21 protein-coding genes and 1 riboswitch are annotated in these 21,192 nt (G+C 61.8%); of the genes, 10 read left to right on the top strand and 11 right to left on the bottom strand.

Translation table 11 applies throughout. The features are described 5' to 3' along the window. Positions 1–98 precede the first annotated feature (98 nt). From C4J93_RS04740 to C4J93_RS04725, 4 genes are read left to right on the top strand one after another with little or no spacing between them, the layout of a single operon-like run. Complete coding sequence (locus C4J93_RS04740) at positions 99–689, top strand: paraquat-inducible protein A (RefSeq protein WP_124428710.1); 591 nt, start codon at positions 99–101, stop codon at positions 687–689. Further along, positions 686–1,330 carry a paraquat-inducible protein A gene (locus C4J93_RS04735; RefSeq protein ID WP_124365867.1) on the top strand — a complete coding sequence of 215 codons (645 nt, stop codon included), beginning with the start codon at positions 686–688 and terminating at the stop codon, positions 1,328–1,330. The genes C4J93_RS04740 and C4J93_RS04735 overlap by 4 nt, the downstream gene beginning before the upstream one ends. Further along, positions 1,311–2,966, top strand: a complete 1,656-nt coding sequence (locus C4J93_RS04730; protein WP_124369679.1) for an intermembrane transport protein PqiB — start codon at positions 1,311–1,313, stop codon at positions 2,964–2,966. The genes C4J93_RS04735 and C4J93_RS04730 overlap by 20 nt, the downstream gene beginning before the upstream one ends. 14 nt (positions 2,967–2,980) lie before the next feature. After that, positions 2,981–3,541, top strand: coding sequence for a membrane integrity-associated transporter subunit PqiC (locus tag C4J93_RS04725; RefSeq protein WP_124428709.1), 561 nt, complete (start codon positions 2,981–2,983; stop codon positions 3,539–3,541). A gap of 12 nt (positions 3,542–3,553) precedes the next feature. Here the strand turns inward: C4J93_RS04725 and C4J93_RS04720 are convergent, their stop codons facing one another. The 5 genes from C4J93_RS04720 to C4J93_RS04700 form a co-directional block, all read right to left on the bottom strand. Then, positions 3,554–6,283, bottom strand: coding sequence for a LuxR C-terminal-related transcriptional regulator (locus C4J93_RS04720; protein WP_124428708.1), 2,730 nt, complete (start codon positions 6,281–6,283; stop codon positions 3,554–3,556). A gap of 256 nt (positions 6,284–6,539) precedes the next feature. Then, positions 6,540–7,904, bottom strand: a complete 1,365-nt coding sequence (locus tag C4J93_RS04715) for a DUF1329 domain-containing protein (RefSeq protein ID WP_124428707.1) — start codon at positions 7,902–7,904, stop codon at positions 6,540–6,542. 42 nt (positions 7,905–7,946) lie between these two features. Then, a complete protein-coding gene (locus C4J93_RS04710; protein ID WP_124369676.1) occupies positions 7,947–9,806 on the bottom strand; it encodes a DUF1302 domain-containing protein in 1,860 nt (619 codons plus the stop codon). A 333-nt stretch (positions 9,807–10,139) separates the two neighbouring features. Then, positions 10,140–11,822 carry a fatty acid--CoA ligase gene (locus tag C4J93_RS04705; protein WP_124428706.1) on the bottom strand — a complete coding sequence of 561 codons (1,683 nt, stop codon included), beginning with the start codon at positions 11,820–11,822 and terminating at the stop codon, positions 10,140–10,142. Between the two features lie 246 nt (positions 11,823–12,068). Continuing rightward, entirely contained in the window at positions 12,069–12,701 is a 633-nt protein-coding gene (locus C4J93_RS04700) for a LysE family translocator (RefSeq protein ID WP_124361339.1), read from the bottom strand. A gap of 87 nt (positions 12,702–12,788) precedes the next feature. On the opposite strand from C4J93_RS04700, the gene C4J93_RS04695 reads away from it, so the two are divergent. The 3 genes from C4J93_RS04695 to C4J93_RS04685 all read left to right on the top strand — a co-directional run bounded on the left by C4J93_RS04695 (position 12,789) and on the right by C4J93_RS04685 (position 15,624). Beyond that, on the top strand, positions 12,789–13,751 hold the full coding sequence (locus C4J93_RS04695; RefSeq protein WP_372238161.1) for a 2-hydroxyacid dehydrogenase: 963 nt from the start codon (positions 12,789–12,791) through the stop codon (positions 13,749–13,751). A gap of 30 nt (positions 13,752–13,781) precedes the next feature. Continuing rightward, the gene (locus tag C4J93_RS04690) at positions 13,782–14,780 is read left to right on the top strand and encodes a class I SAM-dependent methyltransferase (RefSeq protein ID WP_124428705.1); all 999 of its coding nucleotides are present in this window, start codon (positions 13,782–13,784) and stop codon (positions 14,778–14,780) included. A 51-nt stretch (positions 14,781–14,831) separates the two neighbouring features. After that, positions 14,832–14,950, top strand: a riboswitch (yybP-ykoY riboswitch). Between the two features lie 89 nt (positions 14,951–15,039). Then, positions 15,040–15,624, top strand: a complete 585-nt coding sequence (locus C4J93_RS04685; RefSeq protein ID WP_124361337.1) for a TMEM165/GDT1 family protein — start codon at positions 15,040–15,042, stop codon at positions 15,622–15,624. An 88-nt stretch (positions 15,625–15,712) separates the two neighbouring features. Here C4J93_RS04685 and C4J93_RS04680 read toward each other — a convergent pair whose 3' ends face one another. The 4 genes from C4J93_RS04680 to C4J93_RS04665 all read right to left on the bottom strand — a co-directional run bounded on the left by C4J93_RS04680 (position 15,713) and on the right by C4J93_RS04665 (position 17,740). Beyond that, entirely contained in the window at positions 15,713–16,531 is an 819-nt protein-coding gene (locus tag C4J93_RS04680; protein ID WP_124361336.1) for a M48 family metallopeptidase, read from the bottom strand. A 92-nt stretch (positions 16,532–16,623) separates the two neighbouring features. Beyond that, the gene (locus C4J93_RS04675; RefSeq protein ID WP_124365858.1) at positions 16,624–17,244 is read right to left on the bottom strand and encodes an SOS response-associated peptidase; all 621 of its coding nucleotides are present in this window, start codon (positions 17,242–17,244) and stop codon (positions 16,624–16,626) included. 37 nt (positions 17,245–17,281) lie between these two features. Beyond that, on the bottom strand, positions 17,282–17,542 hold the full coding sequence (locus tag C4J93_RS04670; protein ID WP_124361334.1) for a putative signal transducing protein: 261 nt from the start codon (positions 17,540–17,542) through the stop codon (positions 17,282–17,284). Between the two features lie 15 nt (positions 17,543–17,557). Further along, positions 17,558–17,740: a CPXCG motif-containing cysteine-rich protein gene (locus C4J93_RS04665; RefSeq protein WP_124365857.1), complete on the bottom strand. Its 183-nt coding sequence runs from the start codon at positions 17,738–17,740 to the stop codon at positions 17,558–17,560. A 133-nt stretch (positions 17,741–17,873) separates the two neighbouring features. On the opposite strand from C4J93_RS04665, the gene C4J93_RS04660 reads away from it, so the two are divergent. Then, positions 17,874–19,037: a 1-acyl-sn-glycerol-3-phosphate acyltransferase gene (locus C4J93_RS04660; protein WP_177413526.1), complete on the top strand. Its 1,164-nt coding sequence runs from the start codon at positions 17,874–17,876 to the stop codon at positions 19,035–19,037. Positions 19,038–19,158: 121 nt separating this feature from the next. On the opposite strand, the gene C4J93_RS04655 is transcribed toward C4J93_RS04660, so the two are convergent. Continuing rightward, the gene (locus C4J93_RS04655) at positions 19,159–19,416 is read right to left on the bottom strand and encodes a hypothetical protein (RefSeq protein ID WP_124428703.1); all 258 of its coding nucleotides are present in this window, start codon (positions 19,414–19,416) and stop codon (positions 19,159–19,161) included. A gap of 180 nt (positions 19,417–19,596) precedes the next feature. Between C4J93_RS04655 and C4J93_RS04650 the strand changes: the two genes are divergently transcribed. Next, complete coding sequence (locus C4J93_RS04650; RefSeq protein ID WP_124361330.1) at positions 19,597–19,806, top strand: hypothetical protein; 210 nt, start codon at positions 19,597–19,599, stop codon at positions 19,804–19,806. A 57-nt stretch (positions 19,807–19,863) separates the two neighbouring features. On the opposite strand, the gene C4J93_RS04645 is transcribed toward C4J93_RS04650, so the two are convergent. Further along, on the bottom strand, positions 19,864–20,448 hold the full coding sequence (locus tag C4J93_RS04645) for a YajG family lipoprotein (protein ID WP_124361329.1): 585 nt from the start codon (positions 20,446–20,448) through the stop codon (positions 19,864–19,866). A gap of 183 nt (positions 20,449–20,631) precedes the next feature. Between C4J93_RS04645 and C4J93_RS04640 the strand changes: the two genes are divergently transcribed. After that, positions 20,632–20,865, top strand: a complete 234-nt coding sequence (locus C4J93_RS04640) for a hypothetical protein (RefSeq protein ID WP_124361328.1) — start codon at positions 20,632–20,634, stop codon at positions 20,863–20,865. Positions 20,866–21,192: the final 327 nt, after the last annotated feature.

Raw genomic sequence — 21,192 nt, 5'->3', positions numbered from 1 at the left:
AATAGGTAAAACGGTGGCATCGGCTGCTAAGCTACGCAAACGCGATTGGCTCTCCGGCAACGGCCAGCACCCTAGCCAGTCGCTTTTGGAGCGGCCCTATGGCGAATCAACAGATCATCTGCGAACACTGCGACTGCGTGTACCAGAAAGTCACGCTCGCCAAACATCAGAAAGCCCTGTGCCTGCGCTGCGAGGGAGTGCTGCAGCGCTATAACGGCCTGTCGGTGCAACAGCGCCTCGCGTTGACGCTCACCGCCGCGGTGTTGTGGGCGTTCGCCAATTTCTATCCGGTGATGAGCATCAGCCTGCAGGGCCTGAAGAACAGCGCGACACTCTGGGATTCGGTAATTGCGCTGAGCCTGGGCCCGATCACGTTCATCGCGTTGGTGGCGGCGATTTCCATGATCATCGCGCCAGTGTTTCAGCTGCTGCTGCTGATCTGGGTATTGAGTTTTGCCCTCTCCGGCAGGCGCTCGCCGGCCTTCAAGCTGTGCATGCGCTGGCTGGAAGCCCTCAGGCCCTGGAGCATGCTGGAGGTGTGCCTGTTGGGCGCGATGGTGGCGGTCTTCAAGCTGGCCGGCATGCTCGATGTGATACCCGGCATCGGCCTGTTCGCGCTGGCCGCCCTCAGTCTTTTGCTGATCCGCATCGCCGGGCGCGATGTGCGTGACCTGTGGGACACCCTATGAATTCACCGCCCACCGCCCGCGAACTCAACCTGTGCCTGTGCCACACCTGCGGCCAGCCGTGCGACATGCGCAGCGAACCCACCGAGTGTGAGCGCTGCGGCGCCCCGTTGCACCGGCGCAAGGTTCAGTCCCTGACCCGCACCTGGGCCTACCTGCTCACGGCACTGGCATTCTATGTGCCGGCGAACATATTGCCGGTGATGAACACCACCATGCTCGGCTCCGGGGCGGACAGCACCATCATGAGCGGCGTGCTGGAATTCTGGCAACATGGCGCCTGGGACATTGCGCTGATCATTTTCATCGCCAGCATTGCCGTGCCGGGCATCAAGTTCGTATCCCTGGGGCTGCTGCTGATCACGGTGCAGCGCAATAGCCAGTGGGCGCGCAAGGAGCGCTCGAAGCTGTTCCGGTTTATCGAGCTGATCGGCTATTGGTCGATGCTGGATGTGATCGTGGTGGCACTGGTGGCCGCGCTGGTGAAGTTCCAGGCCCTGGGCGACATCGAGCCGCGCCTGGGCATTCTGTTTTTTGGGCTGGTGGTCGTGTTCACGATGCTCGCGGCCATGAGTTTCGATCCCCGGCTGATCTGGGAAAATCCACACAATGAGGAGACCTCGGATGAGCTCATCCAAGGCTGATGCTGACACCCCTGCGGGAACACCCGTAATCAAGACGCGTCGCTTCAGCGTTTCGCTGGTTTGGATCGTGCCGATTGTCGCCGTGCTGGTGGGTATCTCCCTGGTGGTCCATAGCGTGCTGCAACAGGGCCCGACCATCACCCTCAACTTCAAGACCGGCAGCGGGCTGGTCGCCAACAAGACCGAGGTCAAGTACCGCAACGTGGTCATCGGCCAGGTCACCGGCGTTGCCTTGAGCGATGACCAGAAAAGCGTCAACGCCACCGTCGAGCTGGCCAAGCAGGCGGAGAGCTTCACCCGCGAAGACTCGAAGTTCTGGGTGGTGCGCCCGCGCATCGGCGCCGGCGGTGTGTCCGGCATCGACACCTTGCTCTCCGGCGACTACATCGGTGCCGATATTGGCCAGTCCGACACCCGTGCCAAACAGTTCAAAGGCCTGGAAAACCCGCCGCCCATCACCTATGGCGAGCCAGGCAAACGCTTCACCCTGCATACCCAGGGCCTGGGGTCGCTGGATATCGGCTCGCCGGTCTATTACCGCAAGATCCCGGTCGGCCAGGTCGTTGCCTATGAATTGGACAGCGAGGGCAAGGGCGTGAATATCGAGGTATTCGTGCATGCGCCCAATGACGCGTACGTCACCGAGAACACGCGCTTCTGGAACGCCAGCGGTGTCGACCTCAGCGTCGGCGCCAATGGCTTCGCGCTGAAGACCGAATCGTTGTCGTCCATGTTGATGGGCGGCGTCTCCTTCCAGGCACCGCCCTACAACCCCAACGACAAGCCCGCCGAGGAAAACCGCAACTTTGAACTGTTCGAAGACCAGCAAAGCGCCCTCGCCCCGCCCAATGGCAAGGGGCAGTACATGGTGCTGCGCTTCGATCAGGCCCTGCGCGGGCTGAAGGTCGATGCACCGGTAGAATTCCTCGGCGTCGAGTTTGGCAAAGTGGTCTCGATCAACCTGGATTTCGATGCCAAAAAGCGCAGCTTCCCGGTCAACGTCGGCATCGTGATCTATCCGCAACTGCTCGGCCAGGCGCACACCAAGCTGCTCAAGGCGATGAACAATAACCCTGACGATGAAGCGGCCGGCGTGCGCCTGATCGGCAGCTTCATCGAAAACGGCCTGCGCGCCCAGGCGCGCAGCGGCAACCTGCTGACCGGCCAGCTGTACATCGCCCTGGACTTCTACCCCAAGGCCGAGAAAGTCGCGTTTGACCCGAACCAGCGCCCCGTGGGCATCCCGACCCTTCCCGGCAACCTGGAACAACTGCAAGAGAAATTCGAAGGCATCGTCAACAAGATCAGCCAACTGCCGGTCGAGCGTATCGCCGGCAATCTCGATGCCAGCCTGGTCGAGCTGCGCAAGGGCCTGGCGCAATTCAATGCCAAGACCTTGCCCGGTGTGCAGACGACCCTGGGCGACGTGAGCAAGACCCTGCAGTCGGCCAGTTCCACCCTGGCCGAAGACTCGCCGCAGCGCGAACAACTGACCCAGACCCTGGATGAACTGGCGCGCATGTCGCGCTCCTTGCGCGAGCTTTCGGATTACCTTGGCCGGCACCCGGAGTCGCTGATTCGCGGTCGCGCCGATAATGCCGCGCCCCTGGACCTGCAAGGGCCACCCCGCAAATGACCATTGGAGCCGCCATGACAGTGCCGTTGAAAATCACCCTGGTGACCGCCCTGCTGTTGCTCGCGGCATGCCGCAGCGAGCCGATTGCATTCCATACCTTGACCCCGGCGCACCTGAATAACGCCACACGGGCGGATGCCGATTCAGTCCGCATTGAAAGCATCAGCGTGCCGCCCCAAGTCGACCGCGCACAGATCGTGATCCGCCAGGGCGACAGCGGCCTGGCGATCCTGGAAACCCAGTGGTGGGCCGCCACCCTCGCCGATGAGCTGAGGAGCGCGCTGGTCGACCAGTTGGCCGGCGGCGATGCCCGGCAAGCCGTGTCATTGCGCGTGGAAGTGCAGCGCTTCGATTCGGTGCCTGGGCAATACGCGCTGCTCGATGTGCGTTGGCGTCTCAGGCCGGCTGGCGGCGGTGATCGCCCTGCGCTGACCTGCCGCTCGACCTTGCAGTCACCGGCAGGCCCGAGCATCGATGACGTGGTGGTGGCGCACCAGAACAACCTCAAGCGCTTCGCCGCGCTGATCAACCGCGCCGCAGGCTCGTCCCTGAAGCAGTGCCCGAGCGCGCAATGAACGGTGGCGCAATCAGCCCAGCAAGCCCATCGACTTGGCCCGCGCCACCGCCTGGGTGCGGCGCTCCACGCCCAGCTTGCTGTTGATATGGCTGGCGTGGGTTTTTACTGTGTGCAGGGAAATGAACAACTGATTGCTGATCTCCTGGTTTGAACAGCCTTGGGCGATCAACTGCAGGACCGCCAGCTCCCGCGTACTCAGGGTTTCATGGTGAGGCGCGACCGCGACCACGGCGCTTGCCGGTAGCAGCGCCAGCAATGCCTGGTGCAACGGCTGATGGGGCGGCTTGCCCAACTGCTCGCGCAGCCAATCCGGATAGTCCTCCAGCAACCGCTGGAACGGTTGCAACGCGCCGCCCGCGCCGGCTTCAAGTGCGCGGGCCAATACCGGCCTGGCCTTGGCTTCCTGGCCACACGCCAGCAGCACCTGGGCCTGTTGGGTCAGCGCCATCAGGGCGATCATCTGGCGGCCACTGCCGAGCGCCTGTTGCGCCAGGTCCTCAAGCCGTTGCAATGCCCTATCGGGCTGATGGCGAATAGCGTCCAGCGCGGCCTGTTGCAGCTCCACATGTTGTGGCAAGTGCGGATGAAACTCCGGTGCGGCGGCCGCCTGCTCGCCCGTGTAGGTCTGACCCAACCGCGTCAGCCAGGCATCGGCCAGGTCGGTACGGTCCTGGGCCAGCCACAACTCGCATTTGATCAGGGTGATCATCGCCAGGTAGTAGATCGGCGGCACGTCCCAGATATGCATCAAGCGCTCAGCCTCGGCCAACTCGGCAAAGGCAGCAGAGAAATCGCCTCGCCGCCCTTCGAAGCTGGCGATCACGCAATGTCCGATCAGCACACTGATATCCCGGCAGGCACGGGCTTCGGTCAGGCCGGCACGCAAACGCGCAAGCCCGGCTTCGGGCTGGTAACGCAGCAGCAGCAGGTAGCCTTCATACAACGACAACCGTGCGCGTACGGCGTACAGCCGCTGGGGTGCCAGCCCCTGCAGGCGCAGCAGGCCCTGGCGCACTTCGTCCAGGGCGCGCAGGATCTCGCCCCGCGCCTGCAGCACCCGCGCCCGGTCGTAATGGGCCAAGGCTTCAAACAGCGGGTTGCCGACGCGCTGCGCCAGTTCCAGGGATTCGCGGTTCAGGCCACGAGCGCGCCACAGATCGGCATCGACGATCGCCAGGTTGGAGAGGGTCGACAGGCACATCAAACGCTGACCGTAACGCTTGTGCGGCAGGCTCTCCAGCGCCTCGTTGCAATAGCGCTGGGTCAATTCGCGGTCCCCTCGCCCACGGGCGATGATCCCGCTCAGTGCCAGCCATTGGGCCAGCATGGATTTTTGCGCGGTGGCCGACGGCGCCGGCAGGAAGCGACTGAGGTAGCCGGACAGCTCCTGCGCCGCATCCAACTGGCACGCCAGCCCCAGCGCCCAGCTGTACAGCACGATCAAGCGCGGGGTGCTGATCAACAGGCTGTCGGGCAAGTCCATCTTCCAGCGCAGCAGCATGCCGACATTCTGCTCGGCCAGCAGCTGTTCTTCGGAGAGGTTCTGCACCAGGTTCGCCGCCACATCCAGGTGCCCGGCCCGCAGCGCCTGCTCCACCGCCTCATCGATCAGGCCCTGGGCGTTGAACCAGCGACAGGCGCGCAGGTGCAGACTGGCCAACGGTAACGTGGCGCTCTTTTCGCGGCGGGCGCGCAACAGGTCGGAAAACAAATGGTGATAACGGTACCAGTGACCGTGTTCATCCAGCGGCACCAGGAACACCTGATGGGCCTGCAGGTAGCGCAGGATTTCCGGGCTGTCATGGGCCTCGCGGACCGCGTCGCACAGCTCGCTGCAAAAGCGCTCCTGGGGTGCGGTGTCGTAGAGGAACGCTTGCACCTCCGCAGGCAGGCAGTCGATGACCTCTTCCAGCAAGTAATCGCGAATCAGCCCTTCGCCACCGTTCAGGCCCTGCGGCAGGGCGCCGTCATTGCCGGCTTCGGAAGCGGCCAGCAGCCAGAAGCGCAGGCCGGCGACCCAGCCCTCGCTGCGGCGAATCAGGTTTTCCAGGGCCTCGCCACGTAACGAACTGCTGTGCCGGTCCAGCACGGCCAGGGATTCGTCATGGGTCAGGCGCAGGTCTTGCTCATGCAATTCCAACAGGTGCCGCGACAGGCGCAGGCGCGCCAGGTGCCAATCCGGGCGCTGGCGGCTGGTGACCAGCACCACCAGGCCGTCGGGCAAATGATTGAGGAAAAACTGCAGGCAACGGTCCAGCACCGGCCCCTGGGCCAGGTGGTAGTCATCCAGCACCAGCAACAGCGGCGCCTGGACGCACAGGTGCACCGTCAGCTCATCGAGCAGGCCGTCGAGCCATTCTTCAAAGGCAAAGGGTTGGTGACGCTGACGCATTTTCAGCAGGCCCAGGGACTGGGCGCCGAGTTGCGGGAAGTACTGGCGCAAGCCTTCGAGCAGGCGCTCGAGAAAACGGCCAGGGTCACTGTCCCGTGGGCTCAGGCCCAGCCACAGGTTTTGCCAGTGGGTGGGCAGGCTCTGGCAAAACTCCACCGCCAGGGAACTCTTGCCAAACCCCGCCGGCGCGCTGACCAGCAACAGTCGCCCTTCCAGGCCGGCGCCCAAGCGTTCGCACAGGCGTGGACGCAGCACGTAGCCATCAGGCAGCGGCGGCCTGTAGAAACGGCCTTCCAGGGTCGGAATCACCGCGCTGGCAGGCCCTTGGATTCGGGACAGATCAGTCATCGCCGGGCTCTTGTGGAAGGCTGTTGTCGGCATTGCAGATGTCCGCAGACTAGCGGTAAAAGCGGCGGGATTGTAGACCTTTGCAACAAATGCCTGAAAAAGAACTGCGACAAAAAATATCCCACAAAACACCCCAAACAAAAATGTGGGAGGGGGCTTGCCCCCGATGGCGGCGGATCAGTCAATGTATTTATCGACTGTCAGACCGCTATCGGGGGCAAGCCCCCTCCCACAGGGGTATCAACATAGGTTCAGGTTAGCGCACGCCATCCTGGCGCAGGGCCGCTGGGGTGAAGTCGCTGGTGGTGGCGGTGAAGCCGAAGTCATAGGCCTGTTTCTCTTCGTTCTTCATGCCCAGGGCCAGGTAGCGGCCGGACTGCAGGTCGTAGAGGGTTTCCAGGGCGTACCACGGCACTTGCTTGTCGTAGTAGTTCTCGGCATGGGCTTCGGCGACGCGCCACAGTTGGCCACGGCCGTCGTAGTGGTCGATCACCGCCGCTTGCCAGGTGTCTTCGTCGATGAAGAAGTCACGCTTGGCGTAGATGTGGCGCTGGCCTTCCTTCAAGGTCGCGACCACATGCCAGACGCGGCGCAACTCATAGCGCGCCAGGTCCTGGTTGATATGGCCGGCCTTGATGATGTCGGCGTACTTGAGCTTCGGATCATCGATCTTGTAGCTGTTGGAGGCGATGTAGATTTCCTTCTTGCCTTCCAGTTTCCAGTCGTAGCGGTCCGGCGCGCCGTTGTACATGTCGAGGTTGTCGGAGGTACGCAGGCCGTCGGCGGCAGTCCCCGGCCCGTCATAGGACACTTGCGGTGCCCGGCGCACACGGCGCTGGCCGGCGTTGTAGACCCACGCCGAACGCGGCTCCTTCACCTGGTCGAGGGTTTCGTGCACCAGCAGTACACCACCGGCCAGGCGCGCCGGCGCGGTGACTTGCTGCTTGAAGTAGAACAGCACGTTGCCTGGGTTTTTCGGGTCGAAGTCCTTCATCTTGTCGCGGAACACGAACTGGTCGCGGAAGTACACCAGGCTGTAGGAACCGTTGGTTTGCGGTGTGGCCTGGGTGACCAGGCGGGTGACGCTGCCGCCGCGATAACGGGTGATGTGGTTCCAGATGACCTCCACGCCGCTTTTCGGAATCGGGAACGGCACGGCCGTCTCGAAGTTTTCCAGGCCGTTGCCGCCAGACACCAGGTTGGTGGTGGTGGCGTTTTTCTTGATCGCAGCGAATACCTCCGCCGGCACCGTGGCGCCACGATGGGTCGGATAGACCGGTATCTTGAACGAGTCCGGGTAACGCTTGAACATCGCGTACTGCCCCGGCGCCAGCTTGTCTTTGTATTGCTCGACGTTTTGCGCGGTGATGGTGAACTGCGGTTGTTCACTGGCATAAGGGTTGGCCAGGAAGCCTTTGGCATCCACGGCGCCGGCGTTGGTCGGCATCGGCGTCCATTTCGGGATGGTGCCGGCCGCGTTACCGGCCATTTCGGCGCCCATCGGGGTCAGGCTGGTGCCGAGCTTGGCCGCTTCATCGGCCGAGACCGCCGCCATGACGTTGCTCGCCAGGATCGACAGCCCAAGCACACCCACGTGCAACAGACTTTTAGTTATTTTCATACTCTGGTCTTCCTGAATACATGCCACTTGAAAAGAGTGTGCTTAGAAGTTGGCGCCAAAGCTCAACGCGACAAAGTCACGGTCATCCACGGTGCTGAACTTGCCACCAAAGAAGTTGGTGTAGGCCAGGCTCGCGGTGTAGGTGTTCTGGTATTCGGCATCCAGGCCCAGACTGACCGCCTTGCGGCCTTCTTCGAAGTTGGCGCCAGGGCCCGGCGAATAACCTTTGACGTCATGGGACCAGACCACGTTGGGCTTGAGGTTGACGCCAGCGAACACGTCCGGGTATTCCCAGATGGCACGGGCGCGATAACCCCAGGAGGTGGCGGTGGTGTAGCCGTCGTTGTTGCAGTTGGTGTTCAGGCCAGCCGCGTTGGGCAAGCCGGCGCCGTTGGCGGTGGAGTTGTTAAGCGCGTTGCAGAACCCACCTGGCAAGGTGCCGGGACCGAAGACCGGGTCGCGGCCGTAGCGGGCCTGGGATTTGCTTTCCAGGCCACCCACATGGGTCACGCCGATTTCACCGACGGTGGTCAGGCGGCTGGCGCCCATTACCTGGTCGAAGAAGTGCGTGAAAGTGGTCTGGAACTGGGTCACTTCCTTGCGGTTGTAACCGTGCAGGTCCTGGCCTGGCGAGCCCTTGAGCACCGACGCATTGCCAAAGCCCGGGATCGGCGTGACACCGGCATACAGGATGTCGGTGGTGCTCAACTGCACCGGCGCATTCGGACGGTAGCTCAACTCACCGCTCCAGGCGGTGCCGGTAGGCAGGGTGGTGGAGAAGCTCAAACCGTAGAGGCGGATATCTTCCGGGTACTCGACGAAGTAGTTGGAGCTGCCCGCCACGATCAGCGGCCGCAGGGCGCCCAGCGGACCCAGTGGACGGGTGTAGGCCGACGACGGCGCGCCCTGTGCACTGAAGATCGGCGCACGGCTGTGGTAGTTCATGAAGTAGGCGCCGAATTCGGTATCCAGCGGCTCGAAGTTGTAGTGCATGGCCATGCCGAACTGGCCGCTGTCGCGGGCATCGCGGTCCGGGCCACGGCGCACGAGTACGCCTTCGCTGTTCACGTCCACACCCAGGGCGCCCAACGTCGGCAATGCTGCGCCGGGGATGGTCGAGCGCTTGTTCAGTACCCGCAGGTTATTGCTGCAGCCATCGGAAATCACGTCTGGCTGGGAGAAGAAGGTGCCGCAGTTATCGGTGACGGTCTGGTCCCATTCCAGCTGATAGAACGCCTCGGCCGACAGGTTGTCGGTGAGCGTCTGGGACACGTAGAACATGTTGACCGGAATCAAGCCTTCCTTGATCTCGGCCCCTGGACGACGAAACGCCGACACGTCGATCGGGTTGATGGAGTTGATACCGCCGCCAATGAAGGTGCTTTCGCCCCAGCTCACCACCTGCTTGCCAAACCGCACGGAACCCGGCGCGTCGGCGATCGAGTAGTTGTGGTAGACGAACGCATCGAGGATCTGCCCGCCCGACGACTTGGCGCCTTCCTTGCGGTTGTTGTCGCTGATGTCCTTGAACAGACGGCTTTCGTCCTTGAGCTCAAAGTCGTACCAGTACTTGCCACGCACAAACACACCGGTGTCGCCGTACTTCAGTTCCAGGTCGTGGATGCCCTTGAAGATCTTCGAGAACGTTTCTCCGCGCTTGAAGTTCAGGTGCCCGTCATCGGAGGTCTGGGACAAGCCCTTGCCGCCGTTGTTGGCGCCGATCAGGTCGCGATTGGCCTTGGACGTGCTCCAACTGGCGCCTACCGACAGGGATGAGTCAAAACTCCCCTCGATTTCACCGATGTTGAAACTGACGCCGAATGCGGGCCCGGCGAGCGTAGAAGCGAGACTGACGGCCAGGGGCAGTCGTGCCCGGCGCCAGAACTGGTTTACTGAGGTCATCGACGCTACTCCATGTGCATTTTATTGTTATGGCAGTGAGCTCTTTCGGAAGATGCATGTAACGGCCGGGATACAACGATTCCAATGCCGAGCGACAACCGGGCGACCCTCGCCCGAAGCGCAACATCCACGAAAAACTCTGGAAGGGACTATAGCCAGCAGGGGGTAGTGCTTGATCCCTCTAAAGTGTGATTTGCATCACCAACCCGTCTGCCACGACCCTTTCGCCACGCCGACGAAGGTCGACGCGGCAAGGATGGCTGAAATTCGGCAAATCACAAGTAAAGGCTTGAGATAGAGCAGCGCGCGCCCGAACGGGCGCGGCGAGCGCTGTCAGAGGGTCGACAGGAACGTGCTGTTGTTGGCCTGCCATTGGATGATGTCGATACGGATACGTTTTTTGTCGAGCTTGCCGACGCTGGTCTTGGGAATTTCAGTAACAACGGCGATCTGGCTCGGAATCGCCCACTTGCTCAAGTGGCCCAATTCAACGAACGGCTTGAGGTGTTCCTTGAGCTCACGGGCGCCTATCACATGGCCATCACGCAGCACCAACAGGGCAAACGGGCGCTCGCCCCACTGCGGGTCGGCAATGCCCACCACCGCTACTTCGCGTACCGCCGGGTGACGGCTGACCAGGTCTTCCAGGGCCAGCGAGGAGATCCATTCGCCACCGGTCTTGATCACGTCCTTGATGCGGTCACGGATATCGATCACGCCGAACGCGTCCAGGGTGGCGACATCACCGGTGTGCATCCAGCCACCGGCCCACAGCTCGGCGCCCTTTTGCGGCTCGTTGTAATAGCCTTCGGTGAGCCAGGGCGCACGCAGTACCAGTTCGCCCTGGGATTCGCCGTCGGCCGGCAGAAAGTTGCCGTCGGTGTCCATGATCGCCGCTTCGACCAACGGGCCGGGCACGCCAGCCTTGATGCGGTAGGTGGTGCGTTCATCTTCGCTGCCGGCCATCAGCTCGGCATTGAGGTGGGCACAGGACACCAGCGGCCCGGTCTCGGACATCCCGTACGCGGCCGTCAATTGAATGCCACGGGCCTTGGCGGCTTCGTACAGCGAACGGTTGAGCGCGCTGCCGCCGATGACGATTTTCCAACCGCCGAAATCCACGCCCTGGGCGGCCTTGGCATTGAGCACCATTTGCAGGATGGTCGGCACGCAGTGCGAAAAAGTGACCTTTTCCTGGCGCCACAGCGCCACCAGGTATTCGGGGTCGTAGCGGCCGGGATAGACCTGCTTCAGGCCGAGCATGGTCGCCACATACGGCAGGCCCCAGGCGTGTACGTGGAACATCGGCGTGATCGGCATGTACACGTCGTTGGTGCCGAGCAAACGCACGCTGTCGACGCTGCCCATGATGGTCGCCACGCCGATGGTGTGCAGCACCAGTTGACGGTGGGTGAAATACACGCCCTTGGGATTGCCGGTGGTACCGGTGGTGTAGAAGGTGGTGGCAACGGAATTCTCGTCGAAATCCTCGAAGGTGTACTTCGGGCTCGCCGCAGCCAGCAGGGTTTCGTACTCGCCCACCAGGTTGGGCAGGTCGGCGGTCTTGCTGTCGTCGTCGGTGATCAGCAAGGTCTTGTCGACGCTGGTGAGTTGCCCGGCGATGGCCTGGTAAAGCCCCACGAACTCGCTGTTGACCAGCACGAAGCGGTCTTCGGCATGGTTCATGGTGTAGAGGATCTGTTCCGGCGACAGGCGCACGTTGATGGTGTGGATCACCGCGCCGATCATCGGGATGGCGAACATGCATTCCAGGTAGCGATGGCTGTCCCAGTCCATCACCGCCACCGTGTCACCGGCTTTGACCCCGGCTTCGGTCAGTACATTGGCCAGGCGCGCGACACGCTCGATCAAGGTCGGGTAGGTGTAGCGCAGTTTGTCGCGGTAGATGATTTCCCGGGTCTTTTCGTAACGGGTCCCGGACATCAACAGGCGTTTGATCAACAGCGGGTACTGGTAAGCGCCTTCGGCGGGGGGAATGACACGGGTCTGCAACATACGAATCCCTTTTATGACTGCGCGGTCTTGGCGTGAAGACCTGCACTGTAGAGACGTTATGTTTCAACCAAATCAGCCAAAGGAATGATTTGCAGGGCCCAGTAAATGCTAGCTTTGCGCCATCATTCTGGATTCATGAAGATCAAATGTGGGAGGGGGCTTGCTCCCGATAGCGGTGTGTCAGCCAAGTATTCATCAGCTGATCCACCGCTATCGGGAGCAAGCCCCCTCCCACACAGATCAGGTTTACTTCATGCTGGTAAACGCCAGCTTCACACCAATCGCAATCAGCACCGCGCCCATGGTGCGATCAAACCAATGCCCCATCTTCGCAAACCCGGCGCGCACGCGCTGCTGACTGAACAGCATGGCCACCAGGCAAAACCACAGCGCCGTCGCCACCGCCAGATACACGCCATAACCGGCCTGCACCGCCAACGGTGTGTGCGGGTTGATCACCACCGTGAACAGCGACAGGAAAAACAGCGTGGCCTTGGGGTTCAGGCCGTTGGTCACAAAACCCGCCGTGAACGCGCCGCGTGGGGTGCGCTCGCCTGCCTCGCGATGCAGTTCGCCATCGGCCACGGGCTTGGCCGGCTGCGCGCGCAGCGCCTTGAAGCCGATATACAGCAGGTAGGCCGCTGCCGCCCATTTCAGCGCATTGAACAGCACGATGGACTGGGACACGATCAAGCCGATGCCCAGCAGCGAGTAACCGACATGCAGAAAAATCGCCGAACCGACGCCCAGCGCGGTCCAGGTACCGGCGCGCCGACCGTGGGTCACGCTTTCGCGCACCACTACGGCGAAGTCCGGCCCGGGACTGGCCACCGCCAACAGGTGAATCAAAGCTACGGTTAAAAACTCGGCGACGTACATGCGCGCTCCCTGAAGTAACGGATTATTTCATCTGATAGGCTCAGCAGATTACGCCTTCGAACCTCGTCGCAAAAGGTACAGTTGATCATGAACAATCGCCGCGCCGTCTTCCTCGATCACCCCTCCCTGGACCTCGGCGACCTCGACCTCAGCGGGCTGCGCGACTGCTTCGGCGAGCTGCAGCTGTTCGAGCAGACCACGCCGCAGAATGTGCTCGAACGCTTGCAGGGCGTTCACGTCGCCATCAGCAACAAAATCCCGCTCAACGCCGAGACCCTGGCGGCCTGCCCTGACCTCAAGCTGATCCTGGTGTCGGCCACCGGCACCAACAACGTCGACCTCGACGCCGCCCGTGCCCAAGGCATCATCGTGAGTAACTGCCAGGGCTACGGCACGCCGTCGGTGGCCCAGCACACACTCATGCTGCTGCTCAACCTCGCCACGCGCCTGAACGACTATCAACGGGATGTGGCCGCGGGCAAATGGCAGCAGGCCAGGCAGTTCTGCCTGCTGGACTACCCGATTGTCGAGCTGGAAGGCAAAACCCTCGGCCTGCTCGGGCATGGCGAGCTGGGCAGTGCCGTGGCGCGCCTGGCCGAAGCCTTCGGCATGCGCGTGGTGCTCGGCGCGATTCCCGGGCGCCCTGCTCGTGCCGACCGCGTACCGCTGGATGAACTGCTGGCGCAGGTCGATGCACTGACGTTGCACTGCCCGCTCAACGAGCACACCCGCGACTTTATCGGCGCACGCGAACTGGCGCTGCTCAAGCCCGGCGCGTTTGTCGTCAACACTGCACGCGGTGGCTTGATCAACGAACAGGCGCTGGCCGATGCGCTGCGCAGCGGGCACCTGGGCGGTGCAGCCACGGATGTGCTGAGTGTCGAGCCTCCGGTCCAGGGCAACCCGCTGCTGGCCGGTGACATTCCTCGGCTGATCGTCACGCCCCATAACGCCTGGGGCAGCCGTGAAGCGCGGCAACGAATCGTCGGGCAATTGCGCGAAAACGCCCTGGGCTTTTTCAACGGTGCCCCGCTTCGCGTCGTCAGTTGATAAACTGCGCCCCTTTTCAAGGAGCAGACCATGGATCCGCGCAGTGAAGTACTGCTTCGCCAGGCCGAACTTTTTCAAGGCAACCTGCTGCTGGTCGGTTTGCCGGCCGACGATTTGCTCGGGCGCCTGCCCAATGCCCATGGCTGGTGCTGGCATGCCGGCGACCAGGCGGCGCTTGCGGCGCGTTTTCCCGAGCGCAGCCAGTTCGGCGTGAGCGTGCCCGAGCGCGCATTCGATGCGGCGGTGATTTTCCTGCCCAAGTCCAAAGACCTCACCGACTACCTGCTCAACGCCGTGGCCGCGCGCCTGCCAGGCGCCGAGCTGTTTTTGGTGGGCGAGAAAAAAGCCGGTATCGAAAGCGCCGCCAAGCAGATGATTCCCTTCGGCAAACCGCGCAAACTGGATAACGCGCGGCATTGTCAGCTTTGGCAGGTCACGGTGGGCAACGCGCCGCAAGCGCTTGAACTGGATAGCCTGGCGCAGACTTTCGAGGTACCGCTGGTGGATGGGCCGCTGAAGGTAGTGAGCCTGCCGGGCGTGTTCAGCCATGGGCGCCTGGACCGGGGCACCGGACTGTTGCTGGCGCACCTGGACAAGCTGCCCAGCGGGCATTTGCTCGACTTTGGTTGCGGCGCCGGCGTATTGGGGGCAGCGGTAAAACGTCGCTACCCGCATAACACCGTGACGCTGCTCGATGTAGACGCCTTCGCCGCCGCCAGCAGTCGCCTGACCCTGGCTGCCAATGGTCTGGACGCCGAAGTGTTGACCGGTGACGGCATCGACGCCGCGCCGATGGGCTTGAACGCGATTTTGAGCAACCCACCGTTCCATGTCGGGGTGCACACCGATTACTTCGCTACGGAAAATTTGCTGCGAAAAGCAGCAAAACATCTGGCAAAAGGCGGCGAACTGCGCCTGGTCGCCAACAGCTTCCTGAAGTACCAGCCGCTGATCGAAGAGCATTTGGGCATCTGCGCAGTCAAAGCCGAAGGCAATGGTTTTCGCATCTACCGGGCCAAGCGTCCCTGACGGGCGTTTGAAAAAGAAGGCTTGCCGAATGGGTTTTGCCTAGGCAGAATCCGCTCCGTCCTAGGGGAGTAGTCTCCCACGAGCCCACGCTCGTCCGGCATACGTCAACATACTTGGTCAGCAGACCATGGCGTATGCGACCCAGGAGTCCGCACAGACGGACCGGGGTTTGACAAGACCTATGACACGCACACCTTACCCGGGGCGGGAAGGCTGTACGTGTCATAGCCGTGTCGACCCGCCCCTGGAAACCTACCTGATGCTGGATTCACTGCTCGTTCCTACCGCAATCGTTGCCCTGGCCGAAATCGGCGACAAGACGCAACTGCTCGCGCTCATTCTCGCTGCTCGCTTTCGCAAGCCCTGGCCCATCATCGCCGGCATCGTCGCCGCGACCCTGGCCAACCATGCGGCGGCCGGTGCGGTAGGCGCCTGGTTCGGGAGTTTCTTCTCCGATGCGGTACTGCACTGGATTCTCGCGGCCAGCTTCTGCGCCACGGCGCTGTGGACACTGGTGCCGGACAAACTCGACGATGATGAAGCCAGCACCACGCGCAAGTTCGGGCCATTCCTGACCACGCTGATTGCGTTCTTCATTGCGGAAATCGGCGACAAGACCCAGATCGCCACGGTGATGCTGGCCGCGCAATACCCGGAACTATGGCTGGTGATTATCGGCACTACGCTGGGGATGTTGATTGCCAACGTGCCGGTGGTGCTGGCGGGGAATTTTGCGGCGGAGAAGCTGCCGTTGACGTTGATTCGTCGATTGGCGGCAACGGCGTTTTTCGTACTGGCGATTGTGGCGGTGTACAAGGCCATGCAAAGCAGTGGGTGGATTTAGCTAAAAGCTGCAAGCTGCAAGTTAAAAGCTGCAAGAAGAAGCATTGCTTTTTCTTACAGCTTGAAGCTTGCCACTTGCAGCTCAAGCCCTAGGACTTCTTGGCCTGTTGGTACAGCGGCATCACCTTCGGAATCGCCGCCTGCAACGAGGCGATTCGGCTGTCGGACGCCGGGTGCGTGCTCATGAACTCCGGCGGCGCGCCTTCCGAGGCCTTGGCCATCTTGTTCCACAGCGTGATGGCGGCGTTCGGGTTGTAGCCGGCGCGGGCGGCCAGCTCCAGGCCGATCAGGTCGGCTTCGTTCTCATTGCTGCGGCTGTTGGGCAAGGTCATGCCATAGTTGGCCACGGTATCGGCCAGCGCCAGGCTGTCCTGGCCCAGGCCGAACAATGCACCGGCGCCCTGCTTGGCCATCTCGATGCCGTAGGCCTTGGACATGGCTTCGCGGCCGTGTTCACGCAAGGCGTGGGCGATTTCATGACCCATCACAGCAGCCAGTTCGTCATCGGTGAGCTTGAGGTTGTCGATCAACGCGCTGTACACCAGGATCTTGCCGCCCGGCCCGCAGTTGGCGTTCATCTCATCGCTCTTGATCAGGTTCACTTCCCACTTCCATTGCGCCGCATCCGGGCGGAAGGTCGGTGCCTGGGCGATCAGGCGGTTGGCAATGGCCTGCACGCGCTTGGCGTTGGCGCTGGTCTTGTCCAACACGCCTTTGCCGCTCGCCTCACCCAGGGTCTGCTGGTAGGACTGGGCGTACATCTGGTCGACTTCCTGGCTCGACAGCATGCTGAACATGTACTGCTTGCGCTCAACCCCAACCGCGCCGCCGCTGGTGGTGTTGACCGACTGACACCCGGCCAGCAGCATCGCTGCCACCAACCCGCTTACCGCCAATGACTTCTTCATGAACACGCTCCCTGGAAACATGGCGCGTATCGTAGGCGGACATTTGTATCGGCGCCAGATACATCAGACATTTAACCGCTGAATGTCGACGGTCAAGCCGGGGTCAGGCACTCCGGCCCATTGAGCTTGGGATCGTTGACCATATTGGCCAGGACCCGCTCGCGCAAAGCGGCGGGCTCACTGGCCAGAAGACCTTGCAGCACCGCCAGCGGTGTCGCGGGGTCCAGCCAGGCGGCCTGCCCTGCTTCATCCAGGATCAACGGCCGGCGCTGAGCCTGCGCCGCCTGAGTGACCACCGCCGTACTCAACCACACCTGCTCCTGCACCGGATACGCTTCCCAGATCGCCGCGAAAAACAACGTGGATCCCTCCCCCGGCGTGAGCCAGTACGGGCGTTTGCGCTGGGTGCCGCGCCATTCGTAAAACCCGTTGGCCGGCAGCAGGCAACGGCGTTGGCGAAACGCTTCGCGAAACATCGGTTGCTCGGCCAGGGTTTCGGCGCGGGCATGGGCCGGCGTGCGGGACAGGTCGGTGAGCCAGGGCGGCGTCAGGCCCCACCGTGCACGCGCCAGGGTGAGCTGGCCGTCGAGGGCGCGCTGGATCAGCACCGAATCATTGGGGGAAATATTCCACTGGGCCTGCTGGTCGGCCGGAAACCCCGGCAAGGCAGCAAAAGCGGGGGTCCAGCGAAACAGGGCATAACGTCCACACATGGGGCAACACGACTCTTGGGGTAAACCGACCGACAGCCTAACAGACCAATACGTCGGGGAAGCTGTCGGGTTCGTCGCCGGGCAAGGGTTGCGCGGCGTTATAGGCGGTAATGAGTTCGCGGGCGTAGGCGGCCTGATCATTGTCGACCTCCAGCCCCAGCAAGCCGAAGATCGGCAGTTCGCCCGTGCCACCGAGCAAATGGCGCCCCACCAGGTGCGCCTCGATGCCTTCGCTGGCGAGCATCTGTTGCAGCAGCTCGCCTTCCATGAGGTTTTCCGGTTCGTAGATTCGCTGCATCGCGTTACCTGTTGTTTATTCGTTCTCGCTGCGGGTCTCGAGCATCCACTCGTCGTCATGCACCTGCAGGTTGAAACTGATCGGCCTGCAGCACACCTGACAGTCCTCGATGTAAACCTGATCACCGCCGGACAAGTCCACCGTCGTTTCGACCGTTTCACCACAATAAGGACAATCGTACAGCGCATTTTCCAGCATCGCGGTCTCCTGAGTGACTTGTGCGTATAATCGCCGGTCTATTTACAGGGTTATATTTCGGCTGAGCCCATTACTCAGGCCGCACCCTGGTATTTCTTCTACTTACCCTAGCCGTTTCTAACAAGAGAGCATGATGGGCGAATTCGATACCATCCGACCTTACAACGACAGCGAAGTCCCGGCAGTGCTGGACCGGCTGTTCCGTGACAAGGCCTTTCTGGACATCCTGACCCACTTCCGCTTCCCGCGCTTCGCTGGTGCGCTGGGCTGGCTGCTCAAGCCGATGATCGCACGCAAACTGCGCCGTGAATTCGCCGGTGTCACCACCGTGGCGACGCTGCAGGATAAAGTCGAGTATTACGTCGACCATACCATCGACCGCGCGACTGACGGCGTCACCTATACCGGCGTCGAGCAATTGAAATCCGGCAGCGCCTACCTGTTCCTGGCCAACCACCGCGACATCGTGATGGACCCGGCCTTCGTCAACTACGCCGTCTACCATGCCGGCCTGCCGACGCCGCGCATCGCCATCGGCGACAACCTGCTGCAAAAGCCGTTTGTCAGCGACCTGATGCGCTTGAACAAGAGCTTCATCGTGCACCGCTCGATCACCGGGCGAAAGGAAAAGATGGCGGCCTACCAGTTGCTGTCGGCCTACATCAACCATTCGATCCGCAACGACTGCCAGTCGATCTGGATCGCCCAGGCCGAAGGTCGGGCCAAGGATGGGGATGACCGCACCGAATCGGCGATCCTCAAGATGTTCCACGTAAGCCGCAAGGACGAGCCGTTCGCCGAAGTCATCCAGTCGTTGAATCTGACGCCGGTGTCGATCAGCTATGAGTACGATCCGTGCGACGCCGCCAAGGCCCGCGAATTGTATATCCGCGCCACCACCGGCACCTACTGCAAGGCGCCGGGCGAGGATGACGTCAGTATTGCGCTGGGCATCACCGGCTACAAAGGCCGGGTGCACGTGAACTTCGCGCCGCCAATTACCGAGCGCTTCGAAGACACCAAGCTGCTGGCTGCCGAAATGGACCGGCAGATCCTGGGCGGTTATCGGTTGTTCCCGGTGCACTACCTGGCGTATGCCCAATGGAACGATGCCGACCCACAGCTTGAAGTGCCCGAGGCCGCAGACGTATTCCCGGCCGATGAGCTGGCCAAGGCGAAGGCGGAGTGGGAGCGGCGCTTGCACGAATGCCCGTCCGAGCACCGCCCGTACTTGGTGACGCAATATGCGACGCCGGTGCGCAATCAGTATCGGGTGAAGGCGGGGATCCCGTTGTAAACACCGATCCAAAAATGTGGGAGGGGGCTTGCTCCCGATTACGGTGTGTCAGTGCAGGTATTTGCAACTGACCCACCGCTATCGGGAGCAAGCCCCCTCCCACATTTGTTTGGCGGCGTATTTACAAATGGGTACTGAGCCAGGACAACACCAGCGCCACCCCCAGGCCCGCAAACCCGACGCGGTAAGCCTGGCGATAGGCCCGTTCGGTGCGCGTATCCAGGAACAGCATCGGTTGGTCGATGGCCCGCTCTTCGCTGCGCAACGCGAGGTCGGCCATCGCACGTTGCGCGCGCAGGCGGGTCAGGAACAGCACTACGGCGCCCGAGCAGGCAATCAATAGGGCTACAGCATTGATGAGCAGCGCGGGCAACGCCATCGCAAACCTCGGCGAAACAGTATTCGGGTATCGGTCCAGCTACAAACCTGAACGATAGTGGCTTCCTGCGCCGTTACTGCTCCCTCCCCGTTGACGGCTAATGTATCCAGTAATTTACAGCGTCACCTGAACGTCACCTTAACAAGCCACTCTGATGCCCTTCGACGTGAGGTGCTTGTCATGCTGCATGCGCAAAACCAGGACCGGCTGTATCTGATTGCCCCAAGCGATGAACAGGAGGCGTTGGTCGGCGGCCTTGCGTTCAACGTCCAGGACCGCCACTGGCTGGTGTATTGCGCCCTCGCCGGGCAGGTGCATGCCGACCTGCCGGAGCTGGATTTACTCACTGGCGTGAGCATGTTGGATTTTTATGTCGACACGGCCGCGTGAAAGCGCCAGGCGTAAAAAAACCGGGCTCAGCGATGAGCCCGGTTTTTTTTGAACAGCTTATTGCGAACTGAGCAACTGGCCGATGCTTGGGTCTTTGAACAGTCGGGTCAAGGCATCGCTGAGCACATCGCTGACCAGCTTGGTGTTTGTTTCCTGGTTCGGCGACATGCCGAAACGCTGGTTGAGCGATGCGGCGTAGCGGCCGCTGTAGCGACGCGTACCGGCGCTGACGTCGGACTTGAAGGTCGCGCCGATGGACGCTTCGGTCACATACAGGCCTTCCTTGGGCGACTGGTATTTCAGTTCGGCCAGAGTGACGGTCAGTTGCGGCGCACCCGGCGTGTTGGTCGGCGTAAAGCCCAACAAGCGCACAGCGGCTTCAGCCTGGGCCTGCAGCTTGGGCAGCACGTCCTCGCCGGTCACCGAAATCAGCGCGGTCTCCGGGTACAGGCCGCCACGCGAACCCAGCGTAGGTGACGGACGGCCATCTACCACACGCACCGACACCGGCTGGCCGTGACCGACCGGGGCCAACTGCGCCGTGACTTTGGGTTGCGGGCTGAGTTGTTGCGGGCTGTTGGCGCAGCCAACCAAAGCCAAACTGGTCACAGTAATCAAACCGAACAACAGGCGTTGCAACATACTCATTTCTCCAGGACTAGGCGCACACAGGCCGCCAGTATAACGGTGCTCGCGCTTCACTCACCAGCGATCCTGAACCGCAGCTGAAGGCATGGGGAAAATTACAATTTCACATAAAAGCGTCATTCCAATGTCATGGCAGACTGAGAACCTTCAAGCATGTAACGCAACCGGTACATCGTCATGCGCCTTCTCAAGTCATTGTTCTTCTCCCACGCCCGCCATCGCCACTTCGCCCTGCTCGACGCCCACGGCCATTGCCTGGCGTTCAAGCAATGCAGCTTGCCGCCCGTCGGTGAAGGCTGGGTGGAAGTTGCAGAGACACACCTGGGCTGGATGCACCGCCCGCTGCCGGCCAGTGCACGAGTCAGCCCTGAGTTTGTACGCGCATCTTCGCGACAAGCGTTGGCCTCCTGACCAGCGCACTAATAAAAGTCATAAAACACGCCCATTTCTCCGGCGTTCTTCGCTACAATCTCCCCCCGATTATAAGGACGTCTCCTGATCGGGCCCCGCAGCATCGTTATTGCCTCGGCATTAACCTCCCAATTGCCCACAGAGAGCCGCCCACACAGATCGAGTGAAGCTGGCGTGCTTGCTGTTTCCTTTGCAAATCACCCGTCTTTATCGAATCTGCCAGAGCTGCCATCGCGCTCGGCCACTTAAGTTTGTTGCCCGTTTCACGGGCCAGGTGCCAGGCTGGGCAGCCCTTTTTTGAGGTTCACGTCTTCAAAAGAGCGTGAA

Source organism: Pseudomonas sp. R2-37-08W (genome assembly GCF_003851705.1).
Taxonomy (GTDB): domain Bacteria; phylum Pseudomonadota; class Gammaproteobacteria; order Pseudomonadales; family Pseudomonadaceae; genus Aquipseudomonas.
The sequence above is the reverse complement of the archived record's forward strand: the minus strand, read 5'-3'. Positions and strand labels throughout refer to the sequence as shown.